At 67.8% G+C, this 11,611-nt stretch carries 12 protein-coding genes and 1 pseudogene; 5 read left to right on the top strand and 8 right to left on the bottom strand.

From position 1 onward, the window contains the following. Positions 1–148: 148 nt before the first annotated feature. Both HDA44_RS21160 and HDA44_RS38625 read left to right on the top strand, forming a co-directional pair. Positions 149–445 (top strand): DUF4287 domain-containing protein, encoded by a 297-nt coding sequence (locus HDA44_RS21160; RefSeq protein WP_184837019.1) that lies wholly within the window; start codon positions 149–151, stop codon positions 443–445. Between the two features lie 4 nt (positions 446–449). Continuing rightward, positions 450–1,190 carry a TrmH family RNA methyltransferase gene (locus tag HDA44_RS38625; protein WP_184837021.1) on the top strand — a complete coding sequence of 247 codons (741 nt, stop codon included), beginning with the start codon at positions 450–452 and terminating at the stop codon, positions 1,188–1,190. Between the two features lie 92 nt (positions 1,191–1,282). Here the strand turns inward: HDA44_RS38625 and HDA44_RS21170 are convergent, their stop codons facing one another. Both HDA44_RS21170 and HDA44_RS21175 read right to left on the bottom strand, forming a co-directional pair. Next, the gene (locus HDA44_RS21170) at positions 1,283–2,086 is read right to left on the bottom strand and encodes a SecDF P1 head subdomain-containing protein (protein WP_184837024.1); all 804 of its coding nucleotides are present in this window, start codon (positions 2,084–2,086) and stop codon (positions 1,283–1,285) included. Between the two features lie 25 nt (positions 2,087–2,111). Beyond that, entirely contained in the window at positions 2,112–3,005 is an 894-nt protein-coding gene (locus tag HDA44_RS21175) for a GIY-YIG nuclease family protein (protein ID WP_184837026.1), read from the bottom strand. A gap of 229 nt (positions 3,006–3,234) precedes the next feature. Between HDA44_RS21175 and HDA44_RS21180 the strand changes: the two genes are divergently transcribed. Beyond that, entirely contained in the window at positions 3,235–6,231 is a 2,997-nt protein-coding gene (locus HDA44_RS21180; RefSeq protein WP_184837028.1) for a PQQ-dependent sugar dehydrogenase, read from the top strand. A gap of 46 nt (positions 6,232–6,277) precedes the next feature. On the opposite strand, the gene HDA44_RS21185 is transcribed toward HDA44_RS21180, so the two are convergent. The 5 genes and pseudogenes from HDA44_RS21185 to HDA44_RS21200 form a co-directional block, all read right to left on the bottom strand. Next, positions 6,278–6,667, bottom strand: coding sequence for an SRPBCC family protein (locus HDA44_RS21185; protein ID WP_202887474.1), 390 nt, complete (start codon positions 6,665–6,667; stop codon positions 6,278–6,280). Further along, positions 6,654–6,815, bottom strand: a complete 162-nt coding sequence (locus HDA44_RS38630) for a hypothetical protein (protein WP_337906839.1) — start codon at positions 6,813–6,815, stop codon at positions 6,654–6,656. The genes HDA44_RS21185 and HDA44_RS38630 overlap by 14 nt, the downstream gene beginning before the upstream one ends. Before the next feature lie 76 nt (positions 6,816–6,891). Then, a pseudogene (locus tag HDA44_RS38635) lies at positions 6,892–7,002 on the bottom strand (ArsR/SmtB family transcription factor); the annotation flags it as partial. A 6-nt stretch (positions 7,003–7,008) separates the two neighbouring features. Next, entirely contained in the window at positions 7,009–7,155 is a 147-nt protein-coding gene (locus HDA44_RS21195; RefSeq protein ID WP_184837030.1) for a VOC family protein, read from the bottom strand. 25 nt (positions 7,156–7,180) lie between these two features. Then, complete coding sequence (locus HDA44_RS21200) at positions 7,181–8,011, bottom strand: MmyB family transcriptional regulator (protein ID WP_184837032.1); 831 nt, start codon at positions 8,009–8,011, stop codon at positions 7,181–7,183. Positions 8,012–8,114: 103 nt separating this feature from the next. Here HDA44_RS21200 and HDA44_RS21205 point away from each other — a divergent pair, with 103 nt between their 5' ends. Both HDA44_RS21205 and HDA44_RS21210 read left to right on the top strand, forming a co-directional pair. Then, the gene (locus HDA44_RS21205) at positions 8,115–9,578 is read left to right on the top strand and encodes an MFS transporter (protein ID WP_184837034.1); all 1,464 of its coding nucleotides are present in this window, start codon (positions 8,115–8,117) and stop codon (positions 9,576–9,578) included. A 200-nt stretch (positions 9,579–9,778) separates the two neighbouring features. Continuing rightward, a complete protein-coding gene (locus HDA44_RS21210; protein ID WP_184837036.1) occupies positions 9,779–10,990 on the top strand; it encodes a glycosyltransferase in 1,212 nt (403 codons plus the stop codon). 84 nt (positions 10,991–11,074) lie between these two features. Here the strand turns inward: HDA44_RS21210 and HDA44_RS21215 are convergent, their stop codons facing one another. After that, positions 11,075–11,578, bottom strand: coding sequence for an MBL fold metallo-hydrolase (locus HDA44_RS21215; protein ID WP_184837038.1), 504 nt, complete (start codon positions 11,576–11,578; stop codon positions 11,075–11,077). Between the last annotated feature and the right edge of the window lie 33 nt (positions 11,579–11,611).

Consider the following 11,611-nt stretch of genomic DNA (forward strand, 5'->3'; position numbering starts at 1 on the left):
CGCACTGTACTCCTGGGTAGCTTCGGTGGCAGCCGGGCGGGAAGTCAGCACCTCGGCAGCGGCGGGGCAGGAAGTTCGGGGGCGTGTCGATTTCCGTGGGGGTCGATCGACGCTGGGGTGTAGGACAACAACTCAGGAGGAAATCAGCATGTCGTTTCAGGCTTACCTGGACAAGATCGAGGAGAAGACGGGGAAGACCCCGCGGGAGTTGGTCGAGGAGGCCAAGGGGCGCGGGTACGACGCCAAGGACGTGAAGGCCGGCGTCATCACCGACTGGCTGAAGGAGGAGTACGACCTGGGCCGCGGGCACGCGATGGCCTTGGTGCACGTGATCAAGAACGGGCCGCAGATCAGCGACAAGCACGTCGGCGGCAAGGGTACGCATGCCGATGCCACCAACATGCTGTGGCTGGATGGGAAGGCGACGAACCCGGCGCTAACGTAGTCGGGTGGATTCGAAGAAGTCGCCGCGGGACAAGTGGATCACCGTGTACGGGCGGAAGCCCGTACTGGAGGCACTGCAGGACCCCGGCCTGTCGGTGGCGAAAGTAGTAGTGGCAGACAACGCGACCGGTCACTCGCTGCAGGACATCCTGCGCGCGGCGGACCGGTACGGTACGCCGGTCGAGCGGGCGACGGCCAGCCGGGTGAAATGGCTGGCCGGGAACGGGAAGCACGACCAGGGCGTGGTCGCGGACGTGAACGCGCCGCGGATGACGCCGCTGGAGGAGTTCGTCCGGGAGCGGGGGAAGCGGCCGACGAACGTGTTCCTGCTCGACGGCGTCACCAATCCCGGCAACGTCGGGATGATCCTGCGGACCGCGACCGGCGCCGGGTTCGACGGTGTCATCCTGCCCCGGGCCGGTACGCCGCACGTGGGGCCGCTGGTGATCAAGGCGTCGGCCGGCGTCGCGTTCCAGGCGCCGATCGTGAACACGCCGACCGCGAAGGCGGCCGTGGAGCTGCTCCGGACCGCCGGGTACCACGTGTACGGGCTGTCCGCGCGGACGAAGGATTCGCTGTTCCGGACCGAGCTCGCACCGCGCGCCGTGTACGTACTCGGTGGTGAGACGAACGGCATCACCGTCCGCACCGACTCCGACCTGCGCATCCCGCTCAACCCCGGCGTCGAGTCGCTGAACGTCGCGGTCGCGGCCGCCGTGGTCGCGTTCGAGGTCACGAACCGCTGAACTCGCGGGCAACCTCGAGCTGGCGAACCGGTTGCGTACGGGTGCGCCGGCCGTCGAACTCGTGGCCGCCGTGCGCCAGGTAGCCGCGCTGATCAGCCGACGATCTTGTTCACCACGCCCTCGGCGTCGGCCCGGGTGAACCCGCCGGTGATCTCCACCTTGCCGCCGGCGATCGCGGACATCACTGTCGGCGCGGTCACCACCTGGCCGCGGACGAGGATCGCGAGCTGGTTCGCGGGCGGGTTCTGTTTGGCCAGTCCCGCGGTCAGCTGCTCGAAGAGTTTGGCGCCCTCGGCGTCGAGGGTGACGGCGATCAGCCAATCGCCGGTGGTTTTCTGGGTGTCGAGCTTCACGCCGGACACGTTGCTGCCGTCGAGTTCGACCTTGCCGAGGGTGTAGCGGTTGCCCTTCTCGTCGCAGGCGGTTCCCTTGGGGGCCGGCGTGGGGCAGGTGCCGGGTTGGCTGGTGATCACGCGGCGGAACTCGACCGCGGTCGGGGCGGACGGTTTGCTGGGCACCACGGTCGGTGGGGCGCTGCTGATCGACGGCTCTTTGCTGCGGTTGACGGCGATGATCACGCCGGTGGCGACGAGGGCGACCAGCACGACGGCAAGGCCGATGACGAGGGCGAGGGTGCCGCGGGAGACCTTCCGGGGCACCGGGGCGTACGGCTGCTGCCCCTGGAAACCGGGCTGAAACGGCGCATTACCGTGCGGACCGGGCGGGTACGGCGGCTGGCCGGCCGGATTCGGCGGGTAGGACTGCTGGCCCGGCGCACCCGGCGGCTGGTTCTGTGCGCCCAGCTGTTGGTTCTGGGGTGGGGGTGGTTGGTTCGGGGTGTGCGGCTGATCCTGCGGATTGTTGGAATCGTTCGGCGGGACCGGCGGCTGTGTCATGGGTCGAGTTTAAGTAAGCAAGATGTCACCCGTTGCGCAGACGTGCCGCCAGTTCGGCATTGCGCCGCGCGAGAGCACGCCACAGTTCAGGTGTCGACGCCACCCGTTCGCGAGCCGTCGCCGCACTCATCGCACGTTGCGTCCACGTACACATCCGCCCGTCGCGTACCTCGAACCGCACCAGCACCCCATCCGCCCACCCGTACACTTCCGCGTCCACCGCCCCGAGCCAAGCGACCTTCTGCTCCGAGACGATCCAGTCCAGCGCCTCCAGCTCCGCCTGTACCTTCGCCGCGAACTCGTACCGCAACTCCCCCGCCGCTCGGTCGCGCCGGCGGATCAGTTCGTCGCGCAGCGTACGAACCGCTTCCGCATCGCGTTGCAGCACGGCGATCGCCGTACGAGCCAACGCCGCGCGATCGCCCGGCCCGATCCCGAACAACCGGCCGAACTCTTCGGCCGACGCGTCCCCGGCAACCGTGTACTGCAACGGCAGCACGCGATACAGTCCCGAGATCGCCTGCCGAATCCGCAAACCACCGAGGTACGGCCCGAAATGCGGCGCCGTCCCGGTGATGGTGTGCTCGAACCGCAGCCCTGGCCTGGCACCGTCCGCGAGCCGGATGTACCCGACGACTTCCGCGCCACCCTCGACCCGGTTCCATCGTGGCTTCGAATGCTCGAGCAGGTTGCGTTCCAGCCAGGCCGCCTCGTGCTCGGAATCGCACCAAACCCCTTCCACGCGGGCGATCTGCCGAACCATCCGGCGCAGGTGCGGACGGTCGCCGACGTTCACCCAGTACGAACGCACCCGCCGCCGCAGGTTCCGCGCACGCCCGATGTACAGCACCTTCCCGGCGTCGTCGCGGAACCGGTAGACGCCGGGCGCCGTCGGTAGCTCGCGGACGCTGCTGATCATCAGCCCAGTGTGCCCGCTCTGACCCGGCGCGTGACCAGCCGGTGGCCGGTTGGCGGCAGCTTGACGGCGGCTTGGCCGCGAATGCCGGTGAGGTCTTGCGCGGCGGGGCGATGACGGTCGATCCTGACGGGCGATCCGAGTACCCGTAGGGGGCTGTGCGGGCGGGTGCCGGGGATCGTGCCGTGGGGGCTTCGTGAGGATTTCCGCCAAGTGGCTTCGTCCTGTCCTATTGTTCACAATCGCCATGCTGTGCGTACTCGCGCTGCTGCCGATCGCCGTCACGCCAGCACGCGCCGCTGTCGCACCGAGCGGTTTCAGTGAGCAAGTGGTGTTCAGTGGCCTGACCGATCCGACCAACGTCGCGTTCTCGCCGGACGGTCGCGTGTTCGTCGCCGAAAAGAGCGGCCTGATCAAGGTCTTCGACTCACTCGACGACCCGACCCCGAGTGTGTACGCGGACCTGCGCACCGAGGTGTACAACTACTGGGACCGCGGTTTGCTCGGGCTCGCGCTGAACCCGAACTTCCCCAAGGACCCGCGGATCTACGTGCTGTACACGCACGACGGGCTGATCGGCGGACCGACGCCGAAGTGGGGTACGCCGAACACCGACGCAGACCCGTGCCCGACCCCGCCCGGTCCGACCGGCGATGGTTGTCAGGCCAGCGCGCGGCTTTCCGTACTGAACGCGAACGGCGCCGAACAGGTGCTGATCGAGGACTGGTGTCAGGTGTTCCCGAGTCACTCGATCGGATCGATCGAGTTCGGCCCGGACGGGATGCTGTACGCCGGTGGTGGCGAGGGCGCGAGCTTCACCTACGTCGACTACGGCCAGGACAGCTACCCGGCGTCCGATGTCACGCCGGACAATCCCTGTGGTGACGGCCCCGCTCCGGTCGGCGCGACACTCAAACCGCCGGCCGCCGAAGGTGGTGCGCTGCGCGCGCAGGACGTGCGTACGCCGGGCGATCCGACCAGCCTGGACGGCTCCATCATCCGGATCGACCCGAACACCGGCCAGGCCGCGCCGGGTAACCCGATGGCCTCCAGTACGGACGCGAACGCCCGCCGGATCGTTGCTTACGGCCTCCGTAATCCGATGCGCTTCACGTTCCGCCCGGGTACGAAGGAACTGTGGATCGGCGATGTCGGGTACTCGACGTGGGAGGAGATCGACCGCGTCATCGACCCGACCGCGAAGGTGACGAACTTCGGATGGCCTTGTTATGAAGGCTCCGCGCGGCAGCCCGGGTACGACGCGATCAACGTGAACCTGTGCGAGAACCTGTACGCGGCCGGACCGTCGGCGGTCGCATCGCCGTACTACGCGTACAAGCACACCGACCACATCGTCCCGGGTGAATCGTGCACTGTCGGCAGCTCCTCGATCGCCGGAATGTCCTTCTACAGCGAGGGAAACTACCCCGCCGGGTACGACGGAGCGCTGTTCTTCGCGGACTACAGCCGACGTTGCGTGTGGGCGATGATGCCGGGCGCGAACGGTCTGCCTGATCCGGCGAAGACGCAGGTGTTCGCATCCGGGTACGGCGCGACGCGGTTGCAGACGGGCCCGGGTGGCGACCTGTTCGCGGTCGACTACGACAACGGCCGAGTCCTGCGGTACGTGTACGACGCGACGAACAACCCACCGACGGCGGTGATCCAGGCCGATCCGTCCAGCGGTCCGACGCCGTTGACCGTGACGTTCGACGGCACCGCATCCAACGATGCCGACGGCGATCCGCTCACGTACGCCTGGGATCTCGACGGTGACGGCGTGTACGACGACTCGACCGCGGCGGTTGTCCAGCACACGTACACGACGTCCGGCGAGGTGACGGCACGATTGAAAGTGTCGGACGGCCACACCACCAGTACGACGTCGAAACAGATCAGCGTCGCGAACACGGCGCCGACGGCAACGATCACCGCGCCTGGTCCGGCCACGACCTGGAAGGTTGGTGACACCATCAACTTCTCCGGTACGGCGACCGATCCCGAGCAGGGAACCTTGCCCGCGACGGCGCTGACCTGGGCGTTGATCATGCACCACTGCCCAAGTGATTGCCATACGCACACAATCACCTCGATGACTGGCGCGCGGGGGTCGTTCACCGCGCCGGATCACGAGTATCCGTCGTACCTCGAACTGCGGTTGACCGCTACGGACGCGCAAGGACTCACCGACATCAAGAGCGTTCGGCTCGATCCGAAGACGGTCACGATGAAATTCGGTACGTCGCCCGCCGGGTTGCCGGTGACCTACAACGACAAGAGCGGAAAGAGTCAGCTGACCGGCACGACGATCGTCGGATCGAGTGTTTCGGTGTCGGCAGATCCCTTGCAGACGGCAACGAACCAGGTGTATCGATTCGGTTTGTGGTCGGATGGCGGCGCCCGGGATCACAACCTGGTAGCGCCGGCGACGGCCACCACGTACACCGCGATGTACGGCGCGAAACGCAATCTCGCTCGCGGTCGACCTGCCGTTGCCTCCAGCACCTATCTGGCCGGGCGCGAGGCATCGAAGGCGGTCGACGGCGCGATGACGACCGCCTGGTCGAGCGCACGCACCGATCCGCAGTGGTTGCGCGTCGATCTCGGCTCGGTACAGCTCGTGAACCGGGTACTGCTGAACTGGCTGTCGACGTCCTACGCGAAGGCGTACCAGATCCAGGTCTCCGGGAGCGGGCGGACCTGGAAGACGGTCGCGTCGACAGTGAGCGGCGACGGCGGTACGGACAACGTGATGTTCTCGCCGAACTACGCGCGCTACGTACGGATCAACGCGACCAAACGAGCCGTTGCCGGAAGCTACTATTCGCTCTGGGAGTTCGGTGTCTTCCAGGACACCGGCGCGGCGACCGGGATCGCCGGGAAGTGCATCGACGTGTACCAGGCCGCGACCGCCAACGGTACGCCGACGACGCTCTACACCTGCAAGGGCGCGGTGAACCAGCAGTGGACGCCGTCGGTCGACGACGGGACAGTGCGCACGATGGGCAAGTGTTTGTCCGCTCGTGGCACTGCCCTCAAGACGCCGACTGTGCTGTGGACTTGCGACGGCTCACCGGGGCAGCGGTGGATTCCGCAACCGAACGGTTCGCTCGTCAACGCCGCCGCGCCACTCTGCCTCGACGCCAGCGGCGCGTCTTCGGCCAACGGCACCCGACTGATCCTCTACACGTGTAACGGCGGGACCAATCAGAGGTGGGCGCTGCCCTGAAGCAGGTCGCCGAGGCGGCGAAGGACGTGGCTGCGCCAGCCGCCGTTCATGAAGCGGCGGGCCAGCTGCTGGGTCGGGTCGTCCGGATCGAACCCCGAATGTTCCAGAAACAGCCGCGTTCCTTACCTTCGGGCTGGAGCGTCCAGGCGACCTCGGTTGCCATGCCGTCCGGGTCGGCGGCGTCGGCCCAGCTGATCCGCAGCCGCTTCTGCGGTGTCAGCTCCAGCACCTCGCAGGCGATCGTGCCGGAGAACCCGGTCTGCCCGACCGGCCGCGCCTGGAAGGTGAACTTGTGGCCGATCGCCGGCCGGAAATCGTTCGGCATCAGCCATTCCGCCATCAGCTCCGGCGTGGTCAGAGCACGCCAGAGCTTCGCCGGTGGATGCGGGAAGTACTGATCGACCTCGATCGTGGTCAGGTCGTCACTCGTTGCCATCAGCATCCATCCGGTCGAGTACGCCACCGAGCGCGGCCATCCGGTCACGCCAGAAGCGCTCGTACGGAGCGAGCCAGTCGATCAACTCCGCCATCGGCGCTCCGGTGACGCGATAGAAGCGATGCCGCCCGTCGAGCCGTTCCTCCACCAGGCCACTCTCCCGTAACGCGCGGAGGTTGCTCGGAGACGCTCGGGCGCGCCATGTCGAACTTCCCGGCCAGCTCGCCGGCGGTGTGCTCGCCGATCAGCAACGCGTCCAGAATGTCGCGGCGCGTCGGGTTGGCGAGCGCGCCGAACACCTCGTCCAGCGGCCCGCTCTTGACCCGTCGAGGCACGGTTCCTCAGCCCTGCAGCACGTAGCCGTTGCCGTCCGGGTCGGCGAACGTTGCCTGCTTCCCCCACGGCATTTCGTTGGCACCCTCAACGATCACGCCGGCCGCCTGCAGCCGCGCGATGTCCGCGTCGAGATCATCGGTGTTGATCGCCATAGCTTCACTATAGGTAGGAATATTCCTACACGTCGAGATTGGCCAGCGCGGCCGTCGTGGCCGCGTCGTTGGGCGTGTAGATCTCCAGCCGGTGGTCGGGGCTGTCAGGCTGCAGCCAAACCTGGTACGCGACGTTGGCGGGGCCAATCGTCGGGTGCTGGAGGTACATGTCCCCGGTGGTGCAGTCGGCGACCTCTCCGGTGGCCCACAGCTGGGCGAATCGGTCGCTGCGCATGGTGAGTTCGCCGATCAGGTTCGCCAGCCGGGCGTCGGTCGGGTACCGGCCGGCGGTCAGCCGCAGGTACGCGACGTGGATGCGAGCGAGTTCGTCCCAGTTGCGGTGCAGTTCTCTGGTCAGCGGGTCGAGGAAGAACATCCGCGGGATCGAAGGACGGGCACCGGCGTCGTACGGCGCCTCGTGGTCGACGTGTTCGGCGAGCAGCGCGTGCCCGGCGCGGTTCCACGCGAGTACGTCGCCGCGCCGGCCCAGCAGGATCGCGGGCGTTGTCTCGGCCAAGGACTTGAGCAACGACAGGACCCTCGGATGCGGCTCCTCGGGTGGCGGCTCGGCCAGGCCCGAGTGCACCGGCTGCCGGGCGAGGTTGTGCAGATGCGCGGTCTCCACGTCATCCAGCTCCAGTACTCGTGCCAGCGCGCCGAGTACCTGCTCGGATGCCGTCTCGGCCTGTCCTTGTTCGAGTCGCGTGTAGTACCCGGCGCTCATGCCGGCCAGGTGGGCGAGTTCTTCGCGGCGCAGTCCTGGTACGCGGCGGGCGGACCCGTACGTACGCAGGCCGATCTGGTCAGGGGTGACCCGATCCCGGCGGCTCTTCAAGAACGCTCCGAGGCTTTCCACATCATCGAGCGTACGCAACCACGCACGCCGGCTGGGTGTACCTGTCAGGTGTACCCACGACAGGTGGCTGGTTGCCGACGCTGCGAGCTCCGATGGTTGCCGTATGTCGCAAACCACCGCATCCACGACGAACCTGCGGGCCTGGCTTGGTCTCCTGGTCGTCCTCGGTCCCGTCCTGCTGGTCTCGATGGACGGCTCGATCCTGTTCCTCGCGCTGCCGCGCATCAGCCAAGCCCTCGATCCGTCCGCTGATCAGGCGCTCTGGATTCTGGACGTGTACGGCTTTGCGGTCGGCTCGTTGCTGATTGCTTTCGGCAACATCGGCGACCGGTACGGGCGGTTCAGGCTGTTGCGGATCGGGGCGCTGTTCTTCGGGCTCGGGTCCGCCGGTGCCGCCTTGGCCCCGTCGCCGGAGCTGCTGATCGCGGCTCGCGCGGTGATGGGGATCGCGGGCGCGACCCTGCTTCCGTCCGCGCTGGCGTTGCTGAGCGAACTGTTCGCCGATCCACGCCGCCGGGCACAGGCGATCGGGATCTTCGCGGCGACGTTCGCGGCCGGGTTCGCGATCGGGCCGGTGATCGGTGGGGTGCTGCTGGAGCGGTTCTGGTGGGGGTCGGTGTTCCTGGTGAACCTACCGGTGATTGTGGTGTTCCTTGCGGCCAGTCCGTTCCTGCTCAGCGAAGTACGCGCTACCCGGCGAGGGCGGGTCGATGTGCCGAGCGTGGCCGCGTCGGCGATCGGTCTATTGTTGACGATCTACAGTCTCAAGCATGCCGCCGCCGATGGGGTGTCCGGTGCGGCCGTGATCACGATGGTTGCGGGGCTGGCCGTGCTGGGCTGGTTCGGCGTACGTCAGCGGCGGTTGGAGCATCCGTTGATCGACTTCACGCTCTTCCGTGACCGGGTGTTCGGGATCGCTGTCATCACCGGGTTGCTCCCGCTCGCCGCGTGGTCCGCGACGGCGTACCTGGCCGGGATCTATCTGCAGTCCGTGCTTGGGATTCCGGTGCTGCGGGCGGCGCTGCTCGCGCTGCCTGGCGCGGCGGTGCTCACCATCACGTGCGTTGTCGTGCCGGCCGTGGTCGATCGGATCGGGAAGCGGAACGCACTGCTGATCTGCCATTTCACGATCGCCGGCGGGTTGCTGTTGTTGCTGCCGATCACGGTCAGTGGTGGGGCGGGCTGGTACGTGGCGTCGACCGCTGTCGCGGGGGTTGGGTACGGGATTTCGTTCGCTGTGGTCGCGGACACGGCGGTCGGCGCGGTGCCGCCGGAGCGGGCCGGGTCGGCGGGCGCGATCGCGGAGACCAGCAATGAGCTCGGCAACGCGCTGGGGATCGCGTTGCTGGGGTCGCTGGCGGCGCTGTTGTTCCGGCTGTACGGACCGGACCTCGCACCGACACTGGATGCGACGCTCCAGGTTCCTGGTCTGGCGGACACGGTCGTCGCCGACGCGAAGTCAGCGTTCGTCACCGGCCTACAGGTAGTCGCCGCCACGGCAAGCGCCTTACACCTGCTCCTCGGCGCCGTCACCCTCCGCCGGCTACCCCGAACCACCGGACGCTAGAAGTGCCTGCCGGCCCCGCCCACCGCCGCCGACCCGGGAACTGAAGGTGCCTGCCGGCCCCACCCACCGGCCCCGACCCGAAACTGGAGGTGCCTGCATTTTCAATCTATAGCTGATGGGGGGACTTGCCGCAAGCCCCCGATTGTGGTGGATGATTGCCGACCGCAACCAGAATTCCGGACACCTTGGGGGAAGTTGAGATGCGGGTTTTGCTGTCGACCTGGGGCTCTCGCGGCGATGTCGAACCGCTGGCGGGGCTCGCGGTCAAGCTTCGGCAGCTGGGCGTGGACGCGCAGGTGTGCGCCCCACCCGACGACGAGTTCGTCGCGCTGCTCGCGCGAGCCAACGTACCGATGATTCCACTCGGACCGAGCGTGCAGTCGGTCGTGTCGCGGCCGAAACCACCAACCGCGCAGGATGCGTTCAAGCTCGCGCCGGAGCTGGTCGCGGCGCGGTTCGAGACGCTGACGAGGGCAGCGGCGGATGGCTGCGACGCGATGCTGGCAACCGGTTTGATGCCGGCCGGCGTGCGTGATGTCGCGGAAAGGCTGGGCATTCCGTACGTGCTCGCCTGCTTCCACATCCTCGGTCTGCCGTCGCAGCACACCAGCCCGGGAAAGCGCCCGGGTACGCCGCCGGCCACCGGCCCGACCGATCGGCGCGCGGAGTGGGCCCAGGACGCCGAGCGGGTGAACGCCCTGTACGCGGAGGCGCTCAACACGCACCGCGCCGCGATCGGCCTGCCGCCGGTCGGCAATGTCCGCGATCATGTCTTCACCGAGCATCCGTGGGTCGCGGCCGATCCGGTCCTGTTGCCCGCGGCCGGGCAGACCGAACTCGACATCGTCCAGACCGGTGCGTGGATTCTGCCGGACGAACGCCCGCTGCCGGCGGACCTCGAGCGGTTCCTCGATGCCGGGGAGCCGCCGGTGTACGTCGGTTTCGGCAGCATGGCGTCGTACGCCCCGCAAGACATCGCCCGCGCCGCGATCGAAGCGAGCCGGGCGCACGGTCGGCGCGTACTCCTCGCGCGTGGCTGGGCAGGATTGTCAACAATCGACGATGCTGCCGACTGTTTCGTGGTCGGCGAGGTGAACCAGCAGGCGCTGTTCCCCCGCGTCGCAACCGTCATCCACCACGGCGGCGCCGGCACCACCGGAACCGCGGCCCGCGCCGGTGCTGCGCAGCTGATCGTCCCGCTGATCGCCGACCAGCCCTTCTGGGCCAAGCGCGTCACCGAACTCTCCATCGGCACCTCCGCCCCTGATCCCACCACCGAGTCCCTAGCGACCGCCCTGGCCACCACCCTGTCCCCCACCACCCAATCCAAGGCCAGGTCCCTCGGCCCCACCCTCCAAACCAACGGCACCGAAGTAGCCGCCAATCTCCTCCTCCAAACCATCAACAGCTGACCCAGCCCCGCTTGCCCGCTCAACGGGAGGGTTGCCCCCTGGAAATTCGAGGGGGCAACCCTGTACCCGAAGGGGCAACCCCTGTCAGCGGATCGGTTCCCAGGTGAAGGAGGTGGCGGTTCGGCGTACACGGCCGAGGCCTGGGAACGGGAGGTGGTAGGCGTGGAGGAGGACCTGCTCGTCCGCCGCCCAAGCGAGGATGCGGCGGCGGGTGGCGACTGAGGCAGGGTGGTCGAGGTCCCACGGCGTTGCCCAGCCTGGGTTGGTCACCTGTAGTGGGTCGTAGAACGTGTCCCCCACGCACAACAACCGCTCCCCAGCCGACTCCAGCAAGATCGCGGAGTGCCCCGGCGTATGCCCAGTGGCCGGTAGTGCCCGCACCCCGGGAAGAATCTCGTCGTGATGCTCGAAGGACCGGAGCCGTTCGCCGTACAGCCGGATCGTCTCTCGCGCCGCCGCGCTGTGCGGCAACGCGGATTCCTGCTCGATCGGCCCTGACCAGTACGCGACCTCGGCCACATGCGCGTACGCATCCGCCACCGGAAACGTCGGCTCCCCGGACCAGATCGCCGTGTCGACAACCGCCATCCCATCCACCGTGCTGACAAACAGACAGTTGTA

Origin of the sequence: Kribbella solani, from assembly GCF_014205295.1 — a bacterium.
GTDB classification, from domain to species: domain Bacteria; phylum Actinomycetota; class Actinomycetes; order Propionibacteriales; family Kribbellaceae; genus Kribbella; species Kribbella solani.